Origin of the sequence: Leucothrix pacifica, assembly GCF_003172875.1 — a bacterium.
In the GTDB taxonomy this organism is placed as follows: domain Bacteria; phylum Pseudomonadota; class Gammaproteobacteria; order Thiotrichales; family Thiotrichaceae; genus Leucothrix; species Leucothrix pacifica.
The window spans coordinates 16,941-41,792 of sequence record NZ_QGKM01000046.1 but is presented as its reverse complement, the minus strand read 5'-3'; the positions used below and the strand labels follow the sequence as shown (position 1 = coordinate 41,792).

Sequence of the window (24,852 nt, the reverse complement as noted above, 5' to 3'; positions counted from 1 at the left end):
CCGTTATTTGAGTTTTATTAGGGGTGATGATAGCGCATGATTGGGGGATTTGTCTTTGGTTTGGGTGGGGTTGGTTTTGGCGGGCTTAATGAACTGACTTGTCGGGGTTAGTGGCTGAGCTTTTCGATTAAAAACGGACATACCACTCAATATTTGTGCTATGATGCCTGCCAAACAACCATTAAGTTAATTTAAACAATCTTTTCGACTTTAACCTAAAGTCACTGAAATTTTTAATTAATGTTGAATCAATAGTTTAGATGTACTTACTTATTCCTGAAAACCCATATAATCGCCCGCCGAACATACAATTAACTCTACAGGGGAATTATGCGACCTCGCTCAAACAGTTTATTTCACTTCACAAAAAATGAAGAAATACTCTTCGATATTATGAAAAATGGATTTTGGCCAAGGTATTGCCTTGAAGATATTCAATGGCAAGGAGGTAAGGATTTTGTGGCTTTTCCAATGGTGTGTTTTTGCGATATCCCATTAGCTCGTATTAATGACCATGTTGATTCTTATGGTTCATATGGTATTGGTCTATCCAAAGCATGGGCTGAAAAAAACAATCTTAATCCTCTTATTTATATTTCTAGTGGCAGTGCTTTGTCCAGTTGTGTGAAACGAATTTTTAAACACACTAAAAATACTAAAGCCGAAGAAAATACTCCTGCTGATGACTCTAGATACCTAATAGCTCATTCAAAACCAACTGTAGGAAAAATGATTCAAGAGGGGGTACCTGTAGAGAAAGATTTTTATCAGGAGTCCGAGTGGAGATTCGTTCCCTCTCATGATGAAGTAACCAACTACCTTCGTCGCGATCAGTTTGAGGAAAAAAACATACTGGAGGAAAAACATGCTAAGACACGAGAGTTTTCGTCACTTAAATTTGTGCCATCAGATGTCTCCTATGTGTTTGTTCCTAAAGATAGCGATATTCCTAATATTATTAACTTTATGCAAAACCAATTAGACCATTATCCAAGTGCAGACTTAAAAATTCTATTTTCGAGAGTTATTTCTTTGGAAAGTATCAGACGAGATATGTAGAGCCAGAAATTGTTTTTTCTGGGGAAAATCATAATTATAGGTTATTAAGAATAAAGGTCTGATGCGGAATCTTACAAACCATCCTATTTTCAATATATTCTTCGTAGAAATAAATTGAGCTTACTTCGAGTTTTATTGTATCTCCCAACCCATAAACACTAGGCTTGTATGTTTTCACAAAAATAGCATCATCCGTATCTTCTTCAGTTCTATAACGCCAAAAAATATTGCTCATCAAAAAATGTATCAGGAATTAAAAAAACGAAAACTAAGTACCAACTTAGAATTTTTATGTAGTAAGTTTTTAATTACATAATCTTGAAATATTTCAATTTGTATCGTTTTATTTATGTGCTAACTATTATTCTATATTAAAATGTCAGACAAATATTTGCTAAGCTACCAGTAGACCGATTCACTCAAAATGACTAAACCATGGAACTCATCTAAGAGCTTCGAACAAACTTAATAGAAAATCTTTTTTGGAGCTAACACTATATTGCTAAGCCATTACCGATATTTCACATACTTTAAATGGTCACGTATCTCGCTTTATGGTGAATAGCTACACCTCAAAAAATTAGGCAATTCCTGCTCATTCTGTTGATGGCCCAGATCAATTTACCAAATAGAGGAGTATTTAGAGATTCCCTAGTTTCTCAAATATGATTCCACAACTCATATTCATTCCAAGTTTCAGCAGCTACAGATAAACCATTTTCATAGGACTTTTTGACCCATAAGGCACATTCGTGAAGGTCTTTTCTGACGCCTTGCCCTTCACAGTACATGGTTCCGATGAGAAATTGAGCATACACTTCATTCTTATTTGCAGCCTTATAAAACCACTTCAAGGCTAATTTGTAATCTTTGAGAACGCCTTCACCGCTTAAGTACGAAATGCCAATTTGTGTTTCAGCATCTGCATTGCCCTGTGCGGCTGATTTTTCAAACCAATAGAAAGACTTCTTCAAATTTTTCAATACACCGTAACCATTTCTATAAAAAAAGCCAAGCTGCAACTGAGATCTAGCATTTCCTTGTTTGGCAGATTTTTCATACCACTCAAATGCTCTCGCAAGGTCAGGGGGCCTGCCTTCTCCACTTTCATATGCATTACCCAAGCTAAACTGAGCTTCGTTATTACCTTGTTTGGCTGATTTCTCATACCAATCTATGGCAGTTTTGTAGCTTTGCTCAACTCCGAATCCTTTATAGTACATAGCGCCTAAACGGGATTGAGCATCTGCATTGTCTTGCTCAGCCGCTTTCTTATACCAATCTAGGGCAGTTTTGTAGCTTTGCCCTACTCCGAGTCCTTTATAGTACATATAGCCTAGGCCTAACTGAGCTTTTACATAGTTTTGCTCGGCCGCTTTCGTGTACCAATCCAGGGCAGTTTTGTAGCTTTGCCCAACTCCGAGTCCTTTATAATACATATAGCCTAGACCGAACTGAGCTTTTGCATAGTTTTGCTCGGCCGCTTTTGTATACCAACCTAGGGCAACCTTGTAGCTTTGCTCAACTTCGAGTCCTTTAAAGTACATATAGCCTAAAGAGGATTGAGCGTTTGCATAGTTTTGCTCAGCGGCTTTTGTATACCAATCTAGGGCAGTTTTGTAATTTTGCTCAACTCCGAGACCATCCTGGTACATGAAACCCAAATAGTGTTGAGTTTTTGCATAGTTTTGCTCAGCCGCTTTTTTATACCAGTCTAAGGCAGTTTTGTAGCTTTGCTCAACTCCAAGTCCTTTATAGTACAAATAGCCTAAAGAGGATTGAGCGTATGCATAGTTTTGCTCAGCGGCTTTTGTATACCAATCTAAGGCGATCTTGTAGCTTTGCTCAACTCCGAGACCATCCCTGTACATGAAGCCCAAATAGTATTGAGCGTTTGCATGATTTTGCTCAGCCGCCTTTGTATACCAAGCTAAGGCAGTTTTGTAGCTTTGCTCAACTCCAAGCCCTTCATAGTACAAATAGCCTAAAGAGGATTGAGCTTTTGCATAATTTTGCTCGGCCGCTTTTGTATACCAATCTAAGGCTGTTTTGTAGCTTTGCTCAACTCCGAGTCCTTTATAATACATATCACCTAAAGAGGATTGAGCCTTAGCATAGTTTTGCTCAGCCGCTTTCATATACCAATCTAAAGCAGTTTTGTAACTTCGCTCAACTCCGAGACCTTTCCTGTACATATAGCCTAAAGAGGATTGAGCGTTTGCATTGTCTTGCCGAGCCGCTTTTGTATACCAATCTAAGGCAGTTTTATAGCTTTGCTCAACTCCGAAACCATTCCGGTACATATAACCCAAAAAGGCTTGAGCGTTTGCATGATCTTGTGCAGCTGCTTTTATGAACCAATCTAAGGCTGTTTTATAGCTTTGCTCAACTCCGGCCCCATTAAAATACTGCTTACCAATTGAATACTGAGCCGAGGCACTACCTAATTCATCTGTCGATTCTACTTTGGATGCCTCGATAGGAATCGTTTGCTCACTCACACAAATAGACGGGACTATTGAAATAAGTAGCATCAAAATACTAGGGTACGATTTCTTCATTAATTCTAATCCTGAGCTGACATTTCACAATTTATCTTACATGCTAGTTTTCAGAGCTCACAGAGTTTCTTTGATGATATGGAAGCCCGATCACTTACTCTCGTACATTAAGGCTTGAAACCATTTCAGGTAAACCCATGAACATAATCTCGCCAACTTCTCACTTTTGTGAATGTGTGTATCCACTTCGATAGTTTGAATAATCTATGTCACTGCCTTTCTAAAATCATTTTCGTATCATCACGATTACGCCTACCAATTGTGATAGTTGTTTCATCATATGTTAGGCGCGACTTATTTAGGAAATAGCTGAGTTTGCTTGATCTATACAGATCGACATTCTCTCCACCCAAACGATCCATATCATTCAAACAAGTATAGTCAGCAGCTATAAAAGCTGAGGGAACATAGCTTTTATACCAAGCACTGTAACAAAAAGCGCTCCAATCAAGCTCAAAGCTATCCGAAATGCAGTGCTCACTTTCCTCACCGAAGGCGTAAAGCAGCTCTGCGGATACATCACCATAAAAAACACCATTTAGGACTTCGCCACTACCTTGAACTTGTCTAGATGTTAAGTTTAATGTGAGATCCCATTCACACTGTTTGGTATCTGTGCCTTCCAAAAAGGAAGTTAGCGAGCCTTGCCATACACCCTCCAATAAACTCAAAGTGAGCTCATTACTCAGAGAGTTATCCCCCTCTGGTGGAACTATTGTTGGCGGAGTAATCTCTGTTGTTTCAGAGTCAGAGCCTCCCCCATCAGACCCTCCACCGCAGGCAACCACTCCGAGAGCAATTGCGAATACAAAAAACGCATCAATTCTCAAATACAAAATAAAACCTTTTACCTATATTTTCATCATAATAGCATCATATTATAAACCAATGAGAGGATTGGCTGAAAGTAGATTACTGGAATATTATCTAGGAGCGCTTTGATTGCCGGCTCAAAGCGATAAGAATGGTAGAACTATCTTTGAGTAAATAGGAACCTTGCTACTGGCCCAGTTGGGTTACATCGCTTTGCTCCCAGTTCTGCAGTGAGCGGGTACTGATCTGAATCATCTAAGCAAATTCATTCTGGGACAAGCCAGTTTAGCCGGTACTGCTTTTATATCAATAGAGTTAACTGTAAACCGGCGAGAGGCATTCATCTCCCCTGCTCTGATTGCTTTGGCTTCTTTTAGACTCTGTTTTAGGTCTTCAAATAATATCTTTTCCATTGTTACCACTCCTTCACAAAGTCACTTCACTTCAATTTAGTTTACTCACTGCTCCTGCAGTTCAAACACATCCTCATACACCACTCCCATACCAAGCGCCAAATCCAAACACTCAAGTTGTAGAATATCCGCCGGATCATCCAGTAAATAATACTGCCAGTGATCCTCACTGCGCCGGTACAACTCAATTCGCTGCGCTTCCTGAGAGACTAAAACATACTCTTTTAACGATGCAATCTGCTGATAGGCATGCAGTTTTTCGCGCCGGTCAGTGGCTTCAGTAGAAGGTGAAAGCACTTCAACGATGAGGCAAGGATGTTCTTTGAAATAAGCGTTATTATCGTCGGGATCACAAGCCAACAAAATATCGGGATAATAAAACCGGTTCAGTTCTGCAAGGCGTAATTTCATATCCGAGATAAAAGCACGACAATCGGTGCCACGTGCGGCTCTACGAAGCTCGGTAGCGATGTTTAGGGCGATAATATTGTGATTTTCACCCGCTCCAGCCATCGCATAAACTTGGCCATCCACATACTCGTGGCGCACATCACCGTCGCGCTCTCCACGGAGGTAGTCTTCTGGGCTGATTGGTAGAAGTGGTGCTTGTTGCATGTTGGCCTCACGTAATCGGACTTAAAGAAAGAATAGCATGCGAAGGGCCATACAGAAATATTAACAACAATAACCCGCATTACATTGGCTGCCCAAGCCTCAATCACTAACCAAAAAAATATCTCTTACTCTAGTCAAATTTAATAAGAATTTATCAATTACTTTGTGCTATTTTAAACTATAAATAACCCTTACTTTAGGAAAATATGTTTAACCGAAGCATACTACACTCACTCACGAAGTGGTCTGAAAAGCCCCACCGCAAGCCTTTAATCCTGCGTGGTGCACGACAAGTCGGCAAAACCACAGCCGTCTCAATATTGGCTGAAAGCTTCGAGCAATACATTTACTTAAACCTCGAACTTGAGGAAGACCGCCACTTATTCGAGCAAGGATATACAGCACAAGAGCTATTCGAAGCCATCTGTTTCCTAAAAGATAAAGACCCGCAAAAAAGCCAAACCTTGTTGTTTATCGACGAGATTCAAAGCTCACCCGAAGCCGTCGCGGTACTGCGTTACTTTTACGAAACGTTAAACCACCTACACGTCATTGCCGCAGGATCACTATTGGAAAGCCTGCTCGATCGGCATATTAGCTTTCCAGTGGGTCGAGTCGAATACTTACGAATGCACCCACTAAGCTTTGAAGAATTTCTGGTGGCAACCGAAGAAACTCAAGCAGTGGAAATGCTTCATCGCATCCCTTTACCTGCATTTGCTCACGATAAATTACTCAAATTATTCCATCGCTACACACTCATAGGCGGTATGCCTGAGGTGGTTCAACGCTACGCCGAATCAAAAAATTTAGCACCACTCAAAAGCATCTATGAAAGCCTGATCACAGCCTACCTTGATGATGTTGAAAAGTACGCTAGCAAAGATTCTAAAGCTGCGGTCATTCGCCATGTCATTCAAAGCGCATTCCATGAAGCAGGTAATCGCATCAAAATGGCAGGTTTTGGACAATCTAAATACAGCTCTAAAGATATTTCAGAGGCTATGCTTGTGCTTGAAAAGGCATTACTGCTGCGCCGTATTTATCCTGTCACCAGTACTCAACTACCATTGACGCCGAACTTAAAAAAATCACCCAAGTTACAACTGCTGGATACTGGTTTAGTGAATTTTTTCTCTGGTATTCAGACAGAAGTTTTTGGCAGCAACGATTTGAACTCGTTGTATGGTGGCAGAATTATCGAGCATTTAGTTGGCCAAGAACTACTAGCCAGTCATGACTCAATGCTGTTTTCGCCCTACTTCTGGGTGCGTGAAAAGCGTCAGTCCAACGCTGAGGTAGACTTTATATTGGCACATAGAAATAACGCTATTCCTATCGAAGTGAAGTCTGGGGCTACGGGACGACTGCGCTCATTGCATTCTTTTATAGATCACGCCGAGCACCACTGGGCAGTGCGTTTGTATGCTGGGCCGCTCAATGTAGAAACAGTGAAAACACTGGCTGGGAAAGAGTATCAATTACTGAACCTTCCTTACTTTCTAGCTGGTCAGCTGGAAGATTATTTGGATTGGTTTGTTCAAGGAAAATAGTTTCCAACACAACCCAGCCAGTTACTCTATCGAACATTAACCCTCAAACAACCCAGCCATTTTCTCAGCAATTGGCGCAAACCCGGAAAACTTATCCGCCAACGCCTCTAGCTCTGATTTGACGGCTACAATCGCCTGCTCCACGTCATCATAAATCGCTTCACAGGCCTCAGCCTTCAACCCACAATGCTGCATCCCAAAACGCTCCAGCACCTTCATCTTCGGCCAGCGTTTACTGCCCGTCAGTGTTAATGCCATCGAGTCCTGCGGCAAATACGGCACAGTACTGACCAAATCAAAAACTGGTGCAGCAATTCTCGTTTGTTCAGGAAAGCCACCGGCACGATACCCCTTCAGGTCTTTGTAGATAATGCCGTGGTTTTTAAGATGTGCGTCACCGTTTCGAATGCGGACATTCAGATAGAGTAGCTTGTAAAAATCGCGCAATGCTTCTGCTTGATATTCAGGAGAAACAAACTGCCGCAAGCTGTTGGTGCAAGCCTCTAAAGAGCTGTCATATTTTTGCTTGGTGGTTTTTCCCTGAAGTACGCAAAAGTCCTCAAATCCAAGCGGTTGGTCATTCTCATCAAGGTCAAATCGTTTCGTGACAAAAAGCTGCGCGTTATCACTCAAATAAAACTCTGGCACCGTCAAACCTGCGTTCTTGGCGATGCTCATGCAAATGTATTCATTACACGCCAAATGTGGATACTCATCGCCCCAACCTTTTACGATGTAGTGCTCAACAGGCAATGTCAGACGCTTCTGAACATCCAGCAGCACTTTCGGTTGTACGCCAGCCACGCCCGAGGTCATCGCGTATCGATGCAATAAAGACCGAAACAGATCCGCATCGTTATTACCCAGCAATGCATCCAACGTCAGAGACTCGCCTTGCTGATTGGGCAAGCTCTCACCTGAACGCGCATAACTGATACGGCCAATTTGATTCTGCCCCAGTAACGTCAGCAAGGTTAAGTCATCACTACCATATTGCTTAGCCGTCATTCGCTCCAATGCTTCACGCAAGGCACCTTCCGGCAGGTTCATTTGGAACACTGGATGAAGGCCATCGTATTGATAGCTTTCTGCCCGCAACGGCATGGTTACAGATAACGCTTCCGACGCGTCATGCCGATAACTAAACACATGGCGGCCTTGTTGAGACTCCAGCAAGCCAACCTGTTTTGCCTGCGGCTTTCCAACATAAACATCCGCATTAGCCATTCTGTTTCACCAGATCATCGAGTGTTGGCATACCCACATCTTCACAATTCAGCGTTTTGCCAAGCACCATCAAAACGCGCTCAACCTTACGGATGCCTAAGTCATTATAGTCATTGCGCTCAAGCGCGCCGATCGTGGTGCGATCCAGTTGGGTGAGTTCCGCTAACTGCTGCTGTGTCATGCCTCGCGCTTTGCGGGCCGAGCGGATTGTTTGGCTGATGTCGTTTAGCATATGATGAATATATCTGTCTTTTTACGCCAATATAGCGATTTTGATGGATATAGCAATCATTCTTGCACTAGTAACCGCCCAAATTCAAACCATATCGCGTATTCCGCCCTTCCCCCGGCAACTGCACCAGCACTGATTTACCCACCAGATCCTGCAAATCCCTCAGTGCCGTACTCGGTGAACACTTCGCCCTTTTCACGTACTTATTTCGATTCACCGAACGCGGGTCGCCATCGACACCATTACTAAACAAATCCGACACCACCATCCGCTGTCGTTCATTCATCACCGCTTGGTGTTTGCTCCAACTGGTCGTAATAGGCCTGTTTATTCTGCTCAATGGCAGTCGATAAGCTATGCAGAACGGGTTGACGTGTGTCTTGTGCCAGCGCGTGGTCGGCTAATGCGCGAGCGATGCGTCCGTTACCATCATCAAATGGGTGAATGGTGACAAACCAAAGGTGAGTTAAGGTCAACACACGCATCCAAACGCTGATCGTCAGGAATCCCCTGTAACTGGTTGCTAAGTCGCCCTGCACTTTGCGCGTAATGGTAGAGCTGATTAGCAGGAATAAGCTGATCAGCATATCGGAAGTTGGGCCAGTCGGCATGTTGCCAAATAGAGTTCATGACGCGATTATATCAATTATTCGCGTCATTTATTGCGGTATTTTGACGCGAATAACAAACCTAATTGCATCATATGTAATGTGCATGAAAAGACGAAGGCTATAGTCCAACCCGACGATAAATCTCAGCAGTGCTCACACTACAATCTAAAGTAGCAATCTTCACTTCATCGTCAAGGTTGTGATACTCAGAATAAACCCACTGATTATCATCGCGACGCTGATAGTGCTCCACACGACAATAGTCCTGAGTAACCAGCAAATAGTCGCGCAAAGAAGGTATTAACTGGTAGTGAAAAAACTTCAAACCACGATCGTAAGCTTCAGTAGATTCTGACAACACTTCGATGATAATCAGTGGATTAAGCAATACATCACTCTTGTCATCTTCAAATGATTCATCGCCACAAGTGACAACAACATCGGGATAGCTGTATTTATTTGTCTCACGTGTTTTCGTTCGGACTTTCATGTCGCTGACATATACGCTGCAAGGACGTTCTAACAATTTACCGGCTAATGAAACGACAAGGTTTGAAGTGATTTGGTTGTGCGCCCGACTGGCTCCTGCCATAGCGAAAATATCGCCGTTCAAATACTCACTTTTGGTGTCAGATTCTCTTTCTGCTCGGAGGTATTCTTCGGTGGAGATGTGAATATTTTGTTGAGCAGGCATAGGAGAACTCTTCTTTTGACTTTAGACCTTATACTGCATGGGTTCTGATATTTAGTCTAGTACATGCAGAAATGTCTGCCGGCTGAGTCGCCCTGCACTTTGCGCGTAATGGTAGAGCTGATTGGCAGGAATAAGCTGATCCTGCAACACCTTTGGCCAAGTCAATTTACCTTCCGGCTTGCTTGATTGAGCGGCTTTCGCGGTATCTGCCTGCTGAGTATCCGGCGTGTTGGCGGAGCTTTTCTAACACGCTGTAAATATTGGTTAGTGTTAGCTTCTCGTGTTGGGCTTGTTGGATCTAGTGTTGCGGTGAAGCTTGATTATGAGCTGCTGTAGGAGTCCTGAAGAATATCTACCGCTTGAAAAAGGTAAAGCTATCTAATGAGTTTTATCTTTTGCTCAGCGTCCAATGATTGCCAAACTTTATCAGCCGTAACCACCGTTAGCTTAAGACGCCTTCCCGTCGCCAAACAGGCTCTGTCTGCCAGTGACAAACCAAGTGATTTAGTCTCAGGCCACAAGCTTGCTGCGATAGTTGCATCATCCTCATTAAAAACAATAATCTCTAACCCTAACGCCTTTAACGCCGCAGTTATTGCTTGTGTGTCTGCACCGGCCCTATTCAGTTTTTGTAAGACTTCCGACCAATTAACACTACTGACAGCTGACTCTTCGATTATCTGTTGAACGAGTTCACCACCAAGTTCGTTATGAATAGCTGCCAGCAATGCTGAGGCGTCGAGTAAATACGACTTAGCACTCATTGATTTTCCTTGGCTGCTGCAATTCTTCGCTCATCAATTAACTCTTGGGCTAAATCAGTATCTTGCGGAATATGATTAGAGGCGGCATGTATCGTCTGCCAAAGTTGATTTTTTGTTTCTAATATCAAACGGCCGTTTTCGACCCAAGCTATTAAATGAGATCCCGCTGTAATCGCTAGCTGTTGTCTTAAATTAGCAGGGATAACTATTCTTCCTTGCTTACCGACAGAAAGTGCTATTGCTTCCATGGTGCTCTCCTTTTTTATAGGCGTGCCACAATTGTAAGTCAAAAGTGGCACACTTGCGAGAGAAAGATTTATTGCATCACACCAAGCGATACTCGCCACTTTCCTCAGTCACCATACCCAGTGCAACCAAGGCATCCAGCACATCCTGAACCCCTTTCGGATTACGCTTGAATTGCACCGTCAATGCATCGGCGGGTAATGGCGACAATGCCAATTGCTCCCGCACCACTTTAATCTGATCCTGCAACACCTTTGACCAAGTCAATTTACCTTCCGGCTTGCTTGATTGAGCGGCTTTCGCGGTATCTGCCTGCTGAGTATCCGGCGTGTTGGCGCTCGTTGCATCACTCTTTTCATCTTCAAATGACTAAGTCGTGCCGATATTGCCCAAATTACAGGCAGAACTGTCAGCGCTGTAACAAAACAAATCTCGATACTGCGCAGCCGCCTTAAACAATTGCGTGATGAACTTTGCTAGGCATAAAACAACCGTTGGCTTATGAGTAATAAAGACACTAAACAAACACTGATACCCCGTGATGACAATGAGCAGTGGGAAAAAGTACTTCACGGGGAAATCCCCATGGATCCTGACAATAAAACGCATCGGGAAGCTCGGGAAATCAAGGAATACTTACTCAGCAGAGAAATCGAAGCAGTCGAGCGATCAACACCCCCGATGCGTGCTCTCAATACCATATCGCCAGAAGAGGCCCGTGTCGAATACCGTCGTGCCAGTGCAGAGATTCACCGGCGAGCCAATACCGGCTGGACGCGTTGGTTGCGTGTTGGCTTAGTGGGGTTGTTTGGCCTGATGACCGGGTTATTCGCTTTTTTTGCATCCCATTTCTTTTTAAGCCAACAACAGCAATCAGAGCGTATTGCATTATCGCCCACCGGAACCCGTATCGATCTGTCTCAGTTTGGTAAGCAGTATCAGATCATCAGTGGTGATCAAGGGCCGGGCGACTACCCCAATATGCTTCCAATACCGGGCGGCCAGTTTATGATGGGCTGCAGTGATGGCTGGGATAATGCGGCGGGTGGCTGTCGTGACAATGAGTACCCCGCTCACCCGGTAACAGTGAAGCCCTTTGAACTTGCTCAACATGAGGTCACCGTGGGCCAGTTCCTCCGGTTTGTGGACGCTACTGGTTATCAGACCAAAGCCGAATCACATGGTTGTGTTATTCAGGACCCTGAGTCACCTTCGCCTCGCTGGATTATGGATAAATCAGCCAACTGGCGGTCGCCCGGCTTTGAGCAAGATGAAAACCACCCAGTTGTGTGTCTCAACCGTCCGGATGCTCTCGCCTACATTAAGTGGCTAAATCAAACTAAAGACAGTAACTATCGCTTACCTACCGAAGCAGAGTGGGAGTATGCCGCACGTGGTGGCAGTGCCACAGCATACTCTTGGGGCAGTCAGGCTGATCACAATCGTGCCAACTTTAAAGGTCAGGGAGGGTTAGATACATTTGAGCATACTGCAGCAGTGGGTCAGTTCCCGGCCAATGACTTCAATCTGCAGGATATGTCCGGAAATGCCTGGGAGTGGGTTGCTGATTGTTGGCACAACAATTATATTTCAGCACCGGATGAGAGCTCTGAGTGGCGGGAAGGCTGCGCTTCTAATGGCCTCATTACCCGTCGTGGTGGTGCATGGGACGGGTCTGGACTCAATATTCGCCCGTCTTACCGAAGTAGTGCCGGCCTCACAGACCGCAGTCAGAGTTATGGGTTTCGGGTAGCGCGTGATATGCCAGCTGACGATTAAATCCTCAATGCCATCGTATCCTGAGGTCGATATGGTACAACAGTGTACCGATCGTGGTGCGATCCAATTGGATGAGCTAAGTGAGCTGCTGCGTAATGCCACGCGCTTGGAGGGCGGTGCAGGTTGTTGGCTGATGTCGTTTAGCATATGATGAATATATTAATCATTTTAGACCAATATAACTATTTTGATGAATATATCAATCATTTCATTTGGGGTCTTGGGTATCAGAGGTCGGGTTTGCCACTCAAATCTCCAGCAACTCCAAATGCTCCGGATTCACACAAAGCCGGTTCCCGCAGCCCTGCTTCACCAAATGTCGCGTGGGCACCTCACCTAAAAAGGCAATGTGACTGGCGTGTTCAGCACTCACCACTTTCACCACGCCTTCCACCTGAATTTTTAGTTTGCCGTGGCCACTATTGGCTAGCTGCCCCTGCCAAATCCAACAGCCGGTGTCATCCTGTGTAATCGCCTGTTGCTTCAGTTTCTGCTGCAACCGCGCCCGATATGTGTAAGAGTCTGAATGATCTGTCATGGTGACTATGTTAGTACAGTCATCCATCTATAGAAAACTACCGTAATAATTTGGCGGAATATCGTCGATCACCGCCCGTCATACTGATGATGGTGGCGTGTGCGGTGAAGTTTTTGTTCTTTAGCAGAGTCAGTGCGTCACTGGCTTCTTGTGTTGATTTTTCATGGTAGGATTTGTAGCGCTTAGGTTGCTTAAACATTAAAATGCACCTCTGAATTCTCCCCTCTTTTCAAAAAACTGCTTCAAACAAGGATTTCCCATGAGTTTCTCGGCTAGTAATACTGTCGTTGTAAGTAACACGTCTGATAACCCGTTTGCCATCGACATTGCCTATGCCATGGGGCAGCATGAAGATATTGCTGATTTAATCAGCATGAAAACATTTATGAACACAGAGTTTTGCCCTCGCTTCATTTCCGATGAGTTGAATATGGAGTCAATCGGTCAAACGCTAGATGGTAAAACCGTCATTATTGTCAGTACCAGTAGTCATACTAAGACCCGACAAGAACTCGCGATGTCTAATTTGCTTATCGCAAGAACAGCGAAAGAAAATGGTGCGATGCGTGTTGTACTAGTTGAGCCTGATCTGTTTTACAGCGCACAGGATCGTGGCCCACATGCAGACCTGGGTGAGACTCATTTTGAGCGTGATATTAATGACATTAAGAAGTTTGACGGCCAGGCATTTACCGCAAAACTCTATGCGGAATTATTAAAACTTGCTGGCGTTGATACCGTGTTAACGATTCATAACCACTCTTACTCTGTACAGCGTATTTTCTCAGATATTTTTGAAGGTGACTTCCATAATTTGATCCCTTATCAAATTTACGCGCATTACTTATTAAATAGCGATATTTTAAATTACGGGCCAGAAGGTGAAGGTCTTGTGTTGTGCGCACCGGATAAAGGCGCACGTGACTTTGTAAAAGAGATGTACGACACGCTAGGTTTGTCTAAAGCTAAATTCATTATGCTAGACAAAGAACGTACCAACGAACGCAAAGTGGATATCACACTGCATAGTGAAAGTGAGCATACATTTGAAGGGCTGGATGGTTGCAGTATTGTATTGTTCGACGACATGGTTCGTACGGGTGGTACGGTAGTTAAATCTTGTCAGTTCTTACAAAAAATAAAGCCTGAACGTATGGTGTTTGCAGTTTCACATTTCTATGCGAGTGATGAAGGTCGTGAGCGTATGGCGCACCCTGCAATCGGTGAGATTTTGACTTTAAACACCTTACCAACGATCCTGAACCGTGATGAACAGGGGCGTTTGCGTAAGAAGCTTGTGGTACTTAAAGTTGAAAAGTGGCTCGGGCAAGAGCTAGCAAGCATTCTGGACTTGCCTTCACAACCAGAAAAAAATCCTTACAAAATTGATATGTCTTCTAAAAATCCACGTTTTAAGCGAAAAATTTGGAATAGCGAAGAATTATCTGATTTGAACAAGGGTAAGTAACGCTAGCGAGTGAATTCAACCATAGCATCGTAATAACTCACGACAAATTGGCTCTATTAAGGGTTTTATCATGGCTAGATACCAATTGAAGTCGATGCACGTTGAGCCAGCAAATTGAGCTGTTATTGAGTGAGCCTGGCAATTGTTCCAAAGTTTGTTTCACTGATGGAACAAACCTTGGAACAATATGCTCAGGTTAATGACCCCAAAGCACCGCCCTGTTGAACGTAGTCAAGTAACTCGGCATATCGAGGAGCTGTTTTTTGGTAAGACTTAACGAATGCATTCGCCAAAAATCGATGCTGACCTCGTTCATAAAAAGCCAGCAAACCAAACATATAATCTCGTTTTTTGATGTCTGAAAATGAAAAAGGTGCCAGCTGATGCTTGAGCAGAGGGATGTTCATCGTCAAGCGGGAGGTGCGTTTGTTACCATCCTGAAAAGGCTGAAGGTACGGTAAAAAAGACATGGCAAAAAATGCTTGCTCATATGGATTTTTAATGGCGTCTGCCTTTTCGCAAAAAAGCTCAAACGCATCTCGCAATAAGTGAGGATTATCAGGTGGCAGATAACGACTGTCTGAGAACCGGACAACTCGCTGTCTCAGGCGGCCAATAGCGGCGCTCTCAGGAATCAATCCATCTGCGATCAGAGTATGCAGATCAAATAAATCCTTTGGATCAATACTCATTTCACGAGCATTTTCAGTAAGATGAGTAATCGCCTTTTTGTGATTCAACACGATTCTGAGTTCGGTTTCGTTCAAGCCATCAGGGCGTTCTCCAAACTCGATAAGCGTTTTGGTATCCAGCCATGAGATCGGAACGTTTTCCAGATTGGAGGATGCATGGGCCAAGTCAATTAATAGGCTTGCAATGAGACGGTTATAGTTTTTGCTGCCTTGTTCAAGTGTTTGATCTTCCGAAATTGATCCTGCCTCGGCCATTACTTCCCGTTGTTCTTCAGTCAGAAAGTAGCTCTTGTTTGGTTGGTAGTTGATCAATAGCTCAGGACGGTAATTGACTTCATAGCGTTGCTGCGGTGGGCGAGACAAATCCCATCGAATGTACTCATCTGAATTTGGATGTAGGCGGTATGTACGTGAACGTGTACTGCCTTCACTTGCCTCGATCAAGCCAGCCTCGGTTAGTGCTGTAAGATCCCGGAACAGGCTAGTTCTTCCAATGTCAAACTGAGGAAGAAGGTCGCCAGCGCTGAGCGCCTCGTCCGGCTCATCGATAAATAAGTCAAGTATTTGTGATTGTCGTGTACTTAGCATGCCTCTATTGTTCCATAGTTTGTTCCATTAATGAAACAATGTTTGGAACAATAGTGACTCTGGTGATGGAGCGGTTCACGAGCACTAATGACGTAATCTTGGACAGCACCCATAGTATCTGGCGCATCGACCGTAGCAGCCTAGTTACGAACCGGCTTCCCCGCATCCAACATGGTATTAATCCGCTCACGCGTCCCAGCCGTAGCAACCAACCTCAGGAATGAACTACGCTCCGCATCAAACAAATCCTGCTCGGTACACAGCGTGCCAGCGGCTACTTCACCACCAGTCACAATCCGCGCCATTTCAGAACCCACCACAATATCGTGCGGTGTGAACATGCCTTTCGCGTGCCCATCCTTCAGCCATTGCACCATGTCATGGAATACCGTTTCACCCGGCATGACTAAGGCTGGACGATTAAATGCTTGCTGATCACCTGCTGTGTGAGTACTGCCACTTGCTGAATCACCATTTGACGAATCACCGCCTGCCGTCGCCTGATCAATTGCCGCAAACGCCTTGTTGTACAAACGATCACGATTCATTTCAAAGCGGTCATTATCCCGTAGCATCGCTAACTTCTTGGCAAGAATTGGCGAACTGGCGGTACGGCCATAACCCAAGCTCATAAACGCTTTCCACGAAGCCTTAGTGATGTCATCGCCGCAACCAAGCTGATCAACCCAGCGGTATAAGGTCTCTTTGCAACCACCGCCCCCCGGCACTACGCCGACCAGTGATTCCACCAAGCCCATGACAGAGTTTGAATGACAAATCACTTGCTTGGCATGCAACACCACTTCAAAACCACCACCCAAAGACATGCCAGATGGCGCTGCGACGACAGGGAAGTCTGCCGTTGCCATACTGTGAACGGTTCGCTGGAAATGATCCAAAAACTGATCCAGACCATCCATATCTTCATTACGGAAAAACTCGCGTACGCCATTGAGATTTACACCGCAAGAGAAATGCTGTGCATCATTATGAATGATCAAACCGCGTAGATTTTGTGAGGACACATTGCTAATGGCATCTTCCAGTAACGCCATTGAGTCGGCATCCAGCGCATTGGCTTTACTGTGAAATTCAACCAAGGCCACGTCATCAATATTGTACCAACTGGCAACCGCGTTGCTGTTTTCTGGCTTCATGGTTTGGCGTTTTTCAGTAAAGCGAACCACGCCTTCCGGATGACTAATCGTCTTCCATATTTTGCCCGCTTGCAGGGCTTGTAACTCAGCGGAAGCAGCGACATCAGCTGAATCAGTAGATGCACCAGCAGACACCTCATCCGAAGCTGTGCTACTCACCCGATAGAAACTTGAACCCGCTGCCTGACGCAGGAAGTCAGGCACCGCAATACCATCGGCATCCAAACGCGCAATAAACGCATCCACACCAATGGCATCGATCATTTCAAACGGCCCCTGAATCCAGTTATAACCGAGCTTCATGGCATCATCGACCGGTACCGGATCATCGCCCACTTCCGGAATCAACGAGGCGGCATAGGTCAGCGTACGCGACAACACACGCCACGCGAACTGTCCGTATAATCCATCATCTTCCAGTAGGACATGCAAACCTTCGGCTTCTGCACGCTCTGCCAATGGTAGATTCAAGCGCGGAGATTCGATGTATTCACCGCTATCAAAATCCAGCACATAACGCGTATTGGTCGCTTCATCTGTGCGATAAAAACCTTTGCCCTGCTTGTTTCCGGTTTGACCATTGGCGATCATCTCGCTCATTAATGGCACAACGCCCGCTTCTGCATGGAACGAATCGCCATCAGGCAGGATATTCACCAAACTCTGAACCACATCAGACATCAAGTCGATACCGATCAGGTCGTACAAACCAAACACACCTGTCTTCGGAATGCCCATCGGACGACCAAATAAAGCATCTGCCTCAGCCGGTTTTAATCCCAAATCCAACGCCGCATGCAGCGCACATTGAATGGCGTAAACACCAACGCGATTACCGAGGAATCCCGGTGTATCCGCGCAGTTCACCACGCCTTTACCCAAACGCTCCTCACAGAACGCATCCAGCACATCAATCACTGCCGGATCAGTATGCTCACCCCTGACTAATTCCAACAGGCGCATAAAGCGCACAGGGTTAAAGAAGTGTGTGATGGCAAAGCGCTTTTGGAACGCCTCCGGCATATCCTCAACCAATAATTTAATGGGAATGGTTGAGGTATTCGAGGTGATAATCGCCTGATCATGACAGGTTTCATCCAAGCGCTTATACAGGTCTTTCTTAATATCTAAGCGCTCAACGATGGCCTCAGCCACCCAGTCGCAACCCGCTAGCTGATGGAAATCATCGCGGGTGTTGCCTAAGTGAATCCGTGACTCAGCTTCCTCACTCATCAGGCCCGGTGAATCAGGGTCACGCAGGCGCTCAAGTCCTCGCTCCGCAACAGCGTTCACACTCAGCGGATTGCCCTCTGCATCCGTGCCGTTGTCAGTGGGAAGGTCTAACAACCACACCTCAACACCTGCATTGGCGACTTGTCCTGCGATACCCGCACCCATGGTTCCAGCACCGATCACTGCTACTTTTTTGATTTCCATAATTCAATTATCCCCGACTACTAATGAAGTCTCTTAAGGCTTGCAAACACTCTTTCGGTGCCTCCACCGGCAACATATGCCCATGTATAGGCAAAACAGTCACCTGCGCATTCATCAGTCCAGCCAGTGCTTTACCCGCTTTTAATGGTGTCATGCGATCTTTTCCTGCCAGAACCAAGCACGTTGGAATATCCAGCGCCTCAGCAACCGCGCTACCACTCTCATAGTTAGAGCAAGCTATTAAGTCGGTTGCTAAAGGATTCCCCGACATAATCTGACGACCAATTGCGATAGGCTGCATCCCCGGAACCGCACTCACACCATATTGCGCACCCGGCCCAAAGCCCCACTGCAACATAAGATCAGCGGCTTTGGCAGCCGAGGCTTGCGCGGTTTCAATTAAAGCCGGATTCACCGGAATCGCAGCAGCCGTGCCAATTCCTGATAATGACATCACTTTTTCAGGCACATTCTTTGCCAACTCCAGTGCAGATAGGAAGCCTTGTGAGTGGCCCACCACATGTGCTTTTTTCACGCCAGCAGCGGCTAAAAAATCAACCAACCATTCGCCCATCGCTTCGATGCTTTCCAGTGGCTCACCGGCTGACAAACTATGCCCCGGAAAATCAGGTGCTAATACGGAGAAACCATGGAAGGCAAACCAACGCGTTTGCAATGCCCACGCCCGATGATCCATGCCGCTGCCGTGTAAAAATAAGACCGTCGGCAGACTGCTATCAAATTCTTTTCCACCAGTGGCTGCGTAGCTTTTAACGCCATTTACTTGTAATTCCATTAGCTTGCCTCCGCCACACGTTGCGCTGCTTTTAGGCCTGCGGCGAAGTCAGCTTTAATATCTTTAATCGACTCGATACCCACCGATACACGAATCATGTCTTCACTAATGCCAGCGGCTTTCATTTGCTCCGCGTCCAGTCGTGAATGCGTGGTGCTACCAGGGTGCAACACCAGTGTGCGGGAATCACCGACATTGGCCAAATTAGAACCCAATTGCAGTGCATCAATAAAGGCCGCACCGGCTGCGCGCCCACCTTTCACCCCAAAGCACAGCATTGAACCAGCTCCATTCGGGAACAGACGTTTTGCCACTTCGTGCGTTTCATTCGTCTCAAGATCAGGGTGATTCACCCACGACACCGCATCGTTTTCATTCAACCAATTCATCAGTTCGTGAGCATTGATCACATGCTGCTTCATGCGTAACTCTAAGGTTTCGATCCCTTGCAACAACAAGAAGGCATTGTGCGGACTCATCGCTGCACCCAAGTCACGCATGGACTCAGCGCGCATACGCATGGCAAGTGCTGAAGGGCCAAACTCTTCCCAAAATTTCATACCGTGAAACGGTGCATAAGGCTCAGTCAGTTCAGGAAAACGGCCACTTTCCTTCCAGTCAAAATTACCACCATCGACAATCACACCACCGACAGCAACACCGTGTCCGCCCATCCATTTGGTGGCAGAGTGAACTACCACATTCACACCGTGCTCAATGGGTCGGCAAAGGCTAGGGGTAGCAAAGGTTGCATCGATGACAACCGGTAAGCCATTTGCATGAGCCCTTTCACAGATAGCATCTAAGTCAGCGACTTCCAAGCCGGGATTACCGATGGATTCGCAGAACACCATTTTAGTGTTGTCCTGAATCGCTGCCTTCACTGCATCCTGATCATTAATCGCCACAAAGGTGCAATCAATACCAAGGCGTTTGAGTGTGTGACGCAATAAGGTCGCGGTTGAACCATAAATCTGCGCAGAGGAAACGATGTGATCACCCGCCGAACACAAGGTTATAAAGGTGGTGTATAGGGCACTCATGCCCGATGCCGTACAAATCGCACCACTACCACCTTCTAAGGCTGCAATTCGCTGTTCCAGCACGGCGACAGTTGGATTGGTAATGCGGCTATAAATATGCCCACCCTGCTCCACGTTAAACAGTGAAGAGGCTTCATCAACATTATCAAACACATAAGAGGTGGTTTGATAAATTGGAACGGCTCGGGAACCATGATCACTTTCCGGCTGATAGCCAGTGTGCAATGCGATGGTATCGGGTTGTAAGTAAGATGAACGGCTCATGCGTGGGTTTCCATATTCTTGTTGGCAGCAAGGATTATTAGACCGCCAATCCGGCAAAGTCAAAAGGTAAATCTGTAATGGATTGTAAAAATGCGCAGTGCATAACAATAAGACCCCTGAGACCTGTTTACGGTAATTTCATTACTGGTACACCTCCGATAAGACCGTCCATTCGCACAATGGATCGACGAGATATCAGCAACGCTCCAGCGCATATTTTTCCGGAAAAAACGGCAATAGACCGCTGCGCGGGTAACAATTGAATTCGCTCAATAACTGCTCTAAGGTTAGCTTGATCATAAAAATAACAACTACCCCGAGACAACACAGTGACCCAAACCGCCCAACAGCTCATCCACAACGCTTCTGCGCAGTTAAATCATGTTATTTTAGGTAAACCCAACCAGGTCAGACTCGCCTTAACGGCACTGTTCGCTGGTGGCCATTTACTACTGGAAGATTTACCGGGCATGGGTAAAACCACCTTGGCGCACGGCTTGGCCAATGTGTTTGGTCTTGATTACAAACGGGTGCAATTCACCAGTGATTTATTACCCGCGGACGTGGTGGGCGCGACGGTATTTGATGGCAAAACCAGTGAGTTTAATTTTCGTCCCGGTCCTATTTTTAGTGAAATTTTTCTGGCGGATGAATTAAACCGTGCCACACCGCGTGCGCAAAGCGCGCTGCTGGAAGCGATGGAAGAGCGACAGGTTAGTATTGATGGTGAATCACATCACCTGCCAGATCCGTTCTTTGTCATCGCCACGCAAAACCCGCAAAGCCAATCCGGTACATTCCCGCTGCCTGAGTCACAACTGGATCGTTTTTTGCTGCGGGTCTCACTCGGCTACCCCACTCCAGAGGTTGAGCGTAAATTATTACAAGGCAAGCACGGACGTGGTTCACTGGCCGCGATGCAAACCTGTATCACTCAGGAACAGTTAATCGCATTGCAGCACCAAGTCCCCAAAATCAAAATGACCGACGCCTTGCTGGACTATGTGCAACGCCTGATCGCGCAAACACGTGAGCGTGATCTGTGTTTATTGGGGCTATCGCCTCGTGGAGCACTAGCACTCATAAGAAGCGCTCAAAGCTGGGCGTTAATTCAGGGCCGCGATCATGTTCTGCCGGAAGATGTGCAGGCTGTTTTTGTTGCTGTAGCCGGCCACCGTTTGGTCGGGCGTCGTGAAACACAAGGTGATCAGCTAGCCAGACATATTCTCAATACGGTTGATGTTATCGGGGGAGTGCGTGTTTAGCGTTAAGGACTTTGTCGCCAATCGGTTCCCCAGAGTTCGCGAACAAACACTCTCACAAAAAACTATTTTTATCGTGCCCAGCAAAATCAGTGTGGGCCTGATAGCGATCATCATTCTGTTATTTTTGCTTGGCATTAATTTCCAAAATTCACTGGTGTATGTGGTGTGCTTCTGGCTCATCGCTTTACTGGTAATCAATATTTTATACACCTATAAAAATATCGCCGGACTCACGATTAAAGCCGTGGGCGCCGAGCCCTGCTTTGCCGGTGAAAAAATGGTTCTGGAGCTGGAAGTCTCGCGACCAGTAAACCAGCGCAAAAGTGCCATCTATTTTGGTTGGAAAAACGAAGACCTCGTTGAGCTGAACTTGCAGGAACAGCAATCCACTCGCATCAAGTTATCCCACAGCACCAAAGACCGTGGCCGCTTCAGCCCGCCACGACTCGATATCTTTACGCGCTACCCCACCGGCTTAACCACGGCATGGTCGTATGCGGCGGTGGATATGGATGCGATTGTGTATCCCGAACCTATCGAAAACAGTAATCAGATTGATAAACGTGAGGCCGGTGACGAGACCGATGAAGGTGTTGAAATTTCCGGTGGCTCCAATGATTTTGCTGGCGTTCGCCAATATCAGGCAGGTGATTCACCGCGCCATATTCATTGGGGACAATTTGCGAAAACAGGTGATCTCTACACTAAATCTTTTGTGGATTATGAAAGCCATGAAGCATGGTTGGATTGGGAGAAACTCAATATCGCAGGCATCGAACCACGCCTGTCACACCTGTCGGCAATGGTGCTGCAATTTAATAATGAACAACGACAATTTGGCCTGCGCATTCCCGGTAAAGTGATCGAACCCTCCAGCGGTGAAGGGCATAAAGTGCGGTGTTTGACGGCATTGGCCTTATACGGCTTACCTGCCGAAGGTGCGGCACATGCTTGATAACGATTATCAGATCTCCCGTCAAGTGACCTATCGTGGCATGGTATGGTTGCTGGCAGCACAGTTAATCGTGATGCTACCCTTTGCCTTTAATCTGCCTGTCTGGTTAGTCCCGGTGATGCTGGCAGCGACCTATTGGCGCATCAGAGTGATCAAGGGGCACAGTGCCCAGCCGAAATTATTAGTCCGCTTATTTGTGATTACGTTAGGCGTGGCGGGTGTATTAGCCAGCGATATGACTTTGCTGTCGCTAGATACCATGGTATCGCTTCTATTGCTGGGCTTTGCCTTTAAATCACTTGAAGTCGTGAAGCAACGAGATGCTTTGGTCGTGGTCTTTATCGGCTACTTTTTGGTGGCGATTAGTTTCTTATTTAGCCAGTCGATCTTGGCAGGCGCTTACGGCGTGATCTCGCTGATTATCCTGACCGGCGCACTTATCGCCAATCAGCAATCCCCGGCACAACAACTTAGTCAATATGCCACACGCTCCAGCCTTAGCACGGCAGCACTAATGCTATTGCAATGTCTGCCCTTAATGGCGCTGGTGTTTGTCTTGATGCCTCGCTTTTCGCCTCTGTGGGTGATTCCCAGCTTTGAAAGCCATGCTAAAACCGGCGTCGGTGACACTATGGCGCCGGGTGATATTGCGAACTTGAGTAAATCTGATGAGTTGGCGTTTCGTGTTAGCTTTACTGACAAAACACCCGCTGCTGACGAGCTGTACTGGCGCGGCTTGGTGCTGAATCATTTTGATGGCGTGACCTGGTCACAACTGGAGCATGAATACGACACGGAAGACCTCAAGTCCGAGCTATCTTTCAAGCAGCCGTGGGAGTCTGACAATATAGAACTTCGCGGTGATCCCATGGAATATGAAGCGATATATGAGAAGACCGGACAACCCTGGTTATTTACCCTGACACCCACCACCCGTGCTTCCGGGAAGATACTGCAGTTAGGTGATTATCGCGTGATGTCGCGGGGAGACATTCAAAGCTCATTATTGATGAAGGCCATCAGTTACCCCGATGCAATTCGCGATGTCGAGCTGACCGATTACAGCCGTAAAGTCGCCTTACAACTACCAGAAACAGGCAATCCAAAAAGCCGCGAACTAGCCAAACAATGGCGTGCTGAAGCAGGTAGCGATCAGGCTTATATCGACAAAGTACTGGATCACTACCATCAGGAAAATTACTACTACACACTGCGTCCGCCATTGTTAGGCGACAGTGACACCATCGATAAATTCTTATTTGAATCATTGCGTGGCTTTTGCTCTCACTACTCCGGCAGCTTTGTATTTCTGATGCGGGCAGCCGGTATACCCGCCCGAATTGTAGTGGGTTACTTAGGCGGAGAATGGAGTGAGTCCGGTGATTTTGTGTCGATACGCCAATACGATGCGCATGCCTGGACCGAAGTCTGGTTGGCAGGCAAAGGCTGGGTGCGAATTGATCCGACAGCCAGAGTCGCGCCAAGCCGGGTAGAAGGTGGCTTAGAGGCTGCCGTCGAGTACGAAGGTAGTTTTCTGGAAGATCAGCTGTTTTCAGTGCGACAGTTCAAATGGCTGGATGGCATTCGCGCCAAGATGGATGCGATTCAGTATGGTTGGAAACGCTGGATTTTAGGTTATGACAAAGCATCACAGGCGAACTTATTGAAAATGATTCTGGATAAACTCTCATCAGTCCCCTTAGCCGCCTTGGTTGGTTTGCTGTTTTTAGGCATTTTCCTCTTGTGGTTTGTCATGCTGGGGTTAATGAAAAAGCGTAGTTACGAAGCCTATGAACATCGCTTGTATCGTAAGTTTTGTAAGCAGTTAGAAAAACGCGGCATCAAGCGTGAGCCCAAACAAACCGCGACGGAGTTCGCGCTGCTGGCCAGTCAAAAAGTGCCGGATAAGGCTGATGATATATTGTCATTCTCCCTGCTTTACCAACGTCTTTGCTATGAACCCAACGGCACTACGGACGGTCAGGATAGTCTGAAAAAGATGCGCAGATTACTCAGGCAGATCGCTTAAATTATCACGGCCTACCTCCTTTGATAACTTGCTCATAGCGTTATGTTTTGATA

Annotated in this window: 27 protein-coding genes; 8 read left to right on the top strand and 19 right to left on the bottom strand. The window is 46.0% G+C overall.

Annotation, left to right across the window (positions count from 1 at the left end; genetic code table 11):
* The first annotated feature begins 330 nt into the window (after positions 1-330).
* A complete protein-coding gene (locus DKW60_RS15160) occupies positions 331-1,059 on the top strand; it encodes an abortive infection system antitoxin AbiGi family protein (protein ID WP_109838505.1) in 729 nt (242 codons plus the stop codon).
* 659 nt (positions 1,060-1,718) lie between these two features.
* Here the strand turns inward: DKW60_RS15160 and DKW60_RS15150 are convergent.
* From DKW60_RS15150 to DKW60_RS15135, 4 genes are all read right to left on the bottom strand, one after another.
* The gene (locus tag DKW60_RS15150) at positions 1,719-3,620 is read right to left on the bottom strand and encodes a tetratricopeptide repeat protein (protein WP_109838503.1); all 1,902 of its coding nucleotides are present in this window, start codon (positions 3,618-3,620) and stop codon (positions 1,719-1,721) included.
* 209 nt (positions 3,621-3,829) lie between these two features.
* Positions 3,830-4,456 (bottom strand): hypothetical protein, encoded by a 627-nt coding sequence (locus tag DKW60_RS15145; protein ID WP_109838502.1) that lies wholly within the window; start codon positions 4,454-4,456, stop codon positions 3,830-3,832.
* A gap of 228 nt (positions 4,457-4,684) precedes the next feature.
* Complete coding sequence (locus DKW60_RS24070; RefSeq protein WP_219988778.1) at positions 4,685-4,846, bottom strand: hypothetical protein; 162 nt, start codon at positions 4,844-4,846, stop codon at positions 4,685-4,687.
* 45 nt (positions 4,847-4,891) lie between these two features.
* Positions 4,892-5,461, bottom strand: a complete 570-nt coding sequence (locus DKW60_RS15135; protein ID WP_109838501.1) for a Uma2 family endonuclease — start codon at positions 5,459-5,461, stop codon at positions 4,892-4,894.
* 206 nt (positions 5,462-5,667) lie between these two features.
* Between DKW60_RS15135 and DKW60_RS15130 the strand changes: the two genes are divergently transcribed.
* Positions 5,668-7,014, top strand: coding sequence for an ATP-binding protein (locus DKW60_RS15130; RefSeq protein WP_109838500.1), 1,347 nt, complete (start codon positions 5,668-5,670; stop codon positions 7,012-7,014).
* Between the two features lie 36 nt (positions 7,015-7,050).
* Here DKW60_RS15130 and DKW60_RS15125 read toward each other — a convergent pair whose 3' ends face one another.
* The 9 genes from DKW60_RS15125 to DKW60_RS15090 form a co-directional block, all read right to left on the bottom strand.
* Entirely contained in the window at positions 7,051-8,241 is a 1,191-nt protein-coding gene (locus DKW60_RS15125) for a type II toxin-antitoxin system HipA family toxin (protein ID WP_109838499.1), read from the bottom strand.
* On the bottom strand, positions 8,234-8,473 hold the full coding sequence (locus tag DKW60_RS15120) for a helix-turn-helix transcriptional regulator (protein WP_109838498.1): 240 nt from the start codon (positions 8,471-8,473) through the stop codon (positions 8,234-8,236). Before DKW60_RS15120 ends, DKW60_RS15125 begins: the two co-directional genes overlap by 8 nt.
* Before the next feature lie 67 nt (positions 8,474-8,540).
* The gene (locus DKW60_RS15115) at positions 8,541-8,759 is read right to left on the bottom strand and encodes a hypothetical protein (RefSeq protein ID WP_109838497.1); all 219 of its coding nucleotides are present in this window, start codon (positions 8,757-8,759) and stop codon (positions 8,541-8,543) included.
* Positions 8,752-8,958, bottom strand: a complete 207-nt coding sequence (locus tag DKW60_RS24710) for a Fic family protein (protein WP_425451351.1) — start codon at positions 8,956-8,958, stop codon at positions 8,752-8,754. Before DKW60_RS24710 ends, DKW60_RS15115 begins: the two co-directional genes overlap by 8 nt.
* Positions 8,906-9,103, bottom strand: coding sequence for a DUF4172 domain-containing protein (locus tag DKW60_RS24705; RefSeq protein WP_219988776.1), 198 nt, complete (start codon positions 9,101-9,103; stop codon positions 8,906-8,908). Before DKW60_RS24705 ends, DKW60_RS24710 begins: the two co-directional genes overlap by 53 nt.
* 99 nt (positions 9,104-9,202) lie before the next feature.
* Positions 9,203-9,778, bottom strand: a complete 576-nt coding sequence (locus DKW60_RS15105; RefSeq protein WP_109838495.1) for a Uma2 family endonuclease — start codon at positions 9,776-9,778, stop codon at positions 9,203-9,205.
* A gap of 374 nt (positions 9,779-10,152) precedes the next feature.
* The gene (locus DKW60_RS15100) at positions 10,153-10,542 is read right to left on the bottom strand and encodes a type II toxin-antitoxin system VapC family toxin (RefSeq protein ID WP_109838494.1); all 390 of its coding nucleotides are present in this window, start codon (positions 10,540-10,542) and stop codon (positions 10,153-10,155) included.
* Complete coding sequence (locus tag DKW60_RS15095) at positions 10,539-10,790, bottom strand: AbrB/MazE/SpoVT family DNA-binding domain-containing protein (protein WP_109838493.1); 252 nt, start codon at positions 10,788-10,790, stop codon at positions 10,539-10,541. Before DKW60_RS15095 ends, DKW60_RS15100 begins: the two co-directional genes overlap by 4 nt.
* 76 nt (positions 10,791-10,866) lie before the next feature.
* Positions 10,867-11,055, bottom strand: coding sequence for a hypothetical protein (locus DKW60_RS15090; protein ID WP_109838492.1), 189 nt, complete (start codon positions 11,053-11,055; stop codon positions 10,867-10,869).
* 234 nt (positions 11,056-11,289) lie between these two features.
* Between DKW60_RS15090 and DKW60_RS15085 the strand changes: the two genes are divergently transcribed.
* Positions 11,290-12,567 (top strand): formylglycine-generating enzyme family protein, encoded by a 1,278-nt coding sequence (locus DKW60_RS15085; protein WP_109838491.1) that lies wholly within the window; start codon positions 11,290-11,292, stop codon positions 12,565-12,567.
* 7 nt (positions 12,568-12,574) lie between these two features.
* Positions 12,575-12,718: a hypothetical protein gene (locus DKW60_RS23715; protein WP_181389725.1), complete on the top strand. Its 144-nt coding sequence runs from the start codon at positions 12,575-12,577 to the stop codon at positions 12,716-12,718.
* Between the two features lie 96 nt (positions 12,719-12,814).
* Here DKW60_RS23715 and DKW60_RS15080 read toward each other — a convergent pair whose 3' ends face one another.
* Both DKW60_RS15080 and DKW60_RS23710 read right to left on the bottom strand, forming a co-directional pair.
* Positions 12,815-13,105, bottom strand: coding sequence for an HNH endonuclease family protein (locus tag DKW60_RS15080; protein WP_146203495.1), 291 nt, complete (start codon positions 13,103-13,105; stop codon positions 12,815-12,817).
* 37 nt (positions 13,106-13,142) lie between these two features.
* The gene (locus DKW60_RS23710; RefSeq protein ID WP_181389724.1) at positions 13,143-13,304 is read right to left on the bottom strand and encodes a hypothetical protein; all 162 of its coding nucleotides are present in this window, start codon (positions 13,302-13,304) and stop codon (positions 13,143-13,145) included.
* Positions 13,305-13,364: 60 nt separating this feature from the next.
* Between DKW60_RS23710 and DKW60_RS15075 the strand changes: the two genes are divergently transcribed.
* Complete coding sequence (locus tag DKW60_RS15075) at positions 13,365-14,573, top strand: phosphoribosyltransferase family protein (RefSeq protein ID WP_109838489.1); 1,209 nt, start codon at positions 13,365-13,367, stop codon at positions 14,571-14,573.
* 191 nt (positions 14,574-14,764) lie between these two features.
* Here the strand turns inward: DKW60_RS15075 and DKW60_RS15070 are convergent, their stop codons facing one another.
* From DKW60_RS15070 to DKW60_RS15055, 4 genes are all read right to left on the bottom strand, one after another.
* The gene (locus tag DKW60_RS15070; protein WP_109838488.1) at positions 14,765-15,853 is read right to left on the bottom strand and encodes a Fic family protein; all 1,089 of its coding nucleotides are present in this window, start codon (positions 15,851-15,853) and stop codon (positions 14,765-14,767) included.
* 140 nt (positions 15,854-15,993) lie between these two features.
* Positions 15,994-18,447 (bottom strand): 3-hydroxyacyl-CoA dehydrogenase/enoyl-CoA hydratase family protein, encoded by a 2,454-nt coding sequence (locus DKW60_RS15065; RefSeq protein WP_219988775.1) that lies wholly within the window; start codon positions 18,445-18,447, stop codon positions 15,994-15,996.
* A 7-nt stretch (positions 18,448-18,454) separates the two neighbouring features.
* On the bottom strand, positions 18,455-19,243 hold the full coding sequence (locus DKW60_RS15060; protein WP_109838486.1) for an alpha/beta fold hydrolase: 789 nt from the start codon (positions 19,241-19,243) through the stop codon (positions 18,455-18,457).
* A complete protein-coding gene (locus tag DKW60_RS15055) occupies positions 19,243-20,550 on the bottom strand; it encodes an O-acetylhomoserine aminocarboxypropyltransferase/cysteine synthase family protein (RefSeq protein ID WP_109838485.1) in 1,308 nt (435 codons plus the stop codon). Before DKW60_RS15055 ends, DKW60_RS15060 begins: the two co-directional genes overlap by 1 nt.
* A 329-nt stretch (positions 20,551-20,879) precedes the next feature.
* On the opposite strand from DKW60_RS15055, the gene DKW60_RS15050 reads away from it, so the two are divergent.
* Genes DKW60_RS15050 through DKW60_RS15040 form a run of 3 tightly spaced genes read left to right on the top strand, consistent with a single transcriptional unit; the run spans position 20,880 to position 24,799 of the window.
* Entirely contained in the window at positions 20,880-21,815 is a 936-nt protein-coding gene (locus tag DKW60_RS15050; protein ID WP_109838484.1) for an AAA family ATPase, read from the top strand.
* On the top strand, positions 21,808-22,770 hold the full coding sequence (locus DKW60_RS15045; protein WP_181389723.1) for a DUF58 domain-containing protein: 963 nt from the start codon (positions 21,808-21,810) through the stop codon (positions 22,768-22,770). Before DKW60_RS15050 ends, DKW60_RS15045 begins: the two co-directional genes overlap by 8 nt.
* Complete coding sequence (locus tag DKW60_RS15040) at positions 22,763-24,799, top strand: transglutaminase TgpA family protein (protein WP_109838482.1); 2,037 nt, start codon at positions 22,763-22,765, stop codon at positions 24,797-24,799. Before DKW60_RS15045 ends, DKW60_RS15040 begins: the two co-directional genes overlap by 8 nt.
* The last annotated feature ends 53 nt before the right edge of the window (positions 24,800-24,852 follow it).

What these genes read in the sequence shown, in the direction of transcription:
- DKW60_RS15065 (WP_219988775.1), bottom strand. Translation starts at nt 18,447, where the DNA reads ATGGAAATCAAAAAAGTAGCAGTGATCGGTGCTGGAACCATGGGTGCG.
- DKW60_RS23715 (WP_181389725.1), top strand. Translation starts at nt 12,575, where the DNA reads ATGCCATCGTATCCTGAGGTCGATATGGTACAACAGTGTACCGATCGT.
- DKW60_RS15120 (WP_109838498.1), bottom strand. Translation starts at nt 8,473, where the DNA reads ATGCTAAACGACATCAGCCAAACAATCCGCTCGGCCCGCAAAGCGCGA.
- DKW60_RS15135 (WP_109838501.1), bottom strand. Translation starts at nt 5,461, where the DNA reads ATGCAACAAGCACCACTTCTACCAATCAGCCCAGAAGACTACCTCCGT.
- DKW60_RS15115 (WP_109838497.1), bottom strand. Translation starts at nt 8,759, where the DNA reads ATGAATGAACGACAGCGGATGGTGGTGTCGGATTTGTTTAGTAATGGT.
- DKW60_RS15125 (WP_109838499.1), bottom strand. Translation starts at nt 8,241, where the DNA reads ATGGCTAATGCGGATGTTTATGTTGGAAAGCCGCAGGCAAAACAGGTT.
- DKW60_RS15150 (WP_109838503.1), bottom strand. Translation starts at nt 3,620, where the DNA reads ATGAAGAAATCGTACCCTAGTATTTTGATGCTACTTATTTCAATAGTC.
- DKW60_RS15040 (WP_109838482.1), top strand. Translation starts at nt 22,763, where the DNA reads ATGCTTGATAACGATTATCAGATCTCCCGTCAAGTGACCTATCGTGGC.
- DKW60_RS15105 (WP_109838495.1), bottom strand. Translation starts at nt 9,778, where the DNA reads ATGCCTGCTCAACAAAATATTCACATCTCCACCGAAGAATACCTCCGA.
- DKW60_RS23710 (WP_181389724.1), bottom strand. Translation starts at nt 13,304, where the DNA reads ATGTTTAAGCAACCTAAGCGCTACAAATCCTACCATGAAAAATCAACA.
- DKW60_RS15095 (WP_109838493.1), bottom strand. Translation starts at nt 10,790, where the DNA reads ATGGAAGCAATAGCACTTTCTGTCGGTAAGCAAGGAAGAATAGTTATC.
- DKW60_RS24705 (WP_219988776.1), bottom strand. Translation starts at nt 9,103, where the DNA reads ATGAACTCTATTTGGCAACATGCCGACTGGCCCAACTTCCGATATGCT.
- DKW60_RS15080 (WP_146203495.1), bottom strand. Translation starts at nt 13,105, where the DNA reads ATGACAGATCATTCAGACTCTTACACATATCGGGCGCGGTTGCAGCAG.
- DKW60_RS15060 (WP_109838486.1), bottom strand. Translation starts at nt 19,243, where the DNA reads ATGGAATTACAAGTAAATGGCGTTAAAAGCTACGCAGCCACTGGTGGA.
- DKW60_RS15070 (WP_109838488.1), bottom strand. Translation starts at nt 15,853, where the DNA reads ATGCTAAGTACACGACAATCACAAATACTTGACTTATTTATCGATGAG.
- DKW60_RS15085 (WP_109838491.1), top strand. Translation starts at nt 11,290, where the DNA reads ATGAGTAATAAAGACACTAAACAAACACTGATACCCCGTGATGACAAT.
- DKW60_RS15100 (WP_109838494.1), bottom strand. Translation starts at nt 10,542, where the DNA reads ATGAGTGCTAAGTCGTATTTACTCGACGCCTCAGCATTGCTGGCAGCT.
- DKW60_RS15055 (WP_109838485.1), bottom strand. Translation starts at nt 20,550, where the DNA reads ATGAGCCGTTCATCTTACTTACAACCCGATACCATCGCATTGCACACT.
- DKW60_RS15160 (WP_109838505.1), top strand. Translation starts at nt 331, where the DNA reads ATGCGACCTCGCTCAAACAGTTTATTTCACTTCACAAAAAATGAAGAA.
- DKW60_RS15075 (WP_109838489.1), top strand. Translation starts at nt 13,365, where the DNA reads ATGAGTTTCTCGGCTAGTAATACTGTCGTTGTAAGTAACACGTCTGAT.
- DKW60_RS15130 (WP_109838500.1), top strand. Translation starts at nt 5,668, where the DNA reads ATGTTTAACCGAAGCATACTACACTCACTCACGAAGTGGTCTGAAAAG.
- DKW60_RS24070 (WP_219988778.1), bottom strand. Translation starts at nt 4,846, where the DNA reads ATGGAAAAGATATTATTTGAAGACCTAAAACAGAGTCTAAAAGAAGCC.
- DKW60_RS24710 (WP_425451351.1), bottom strand. Translation starts at nt 8,958, where the DNA reads ATGCGTGTGTTGACCTTAACTCACCTTTGGTTTGTCACCATTCACCCA.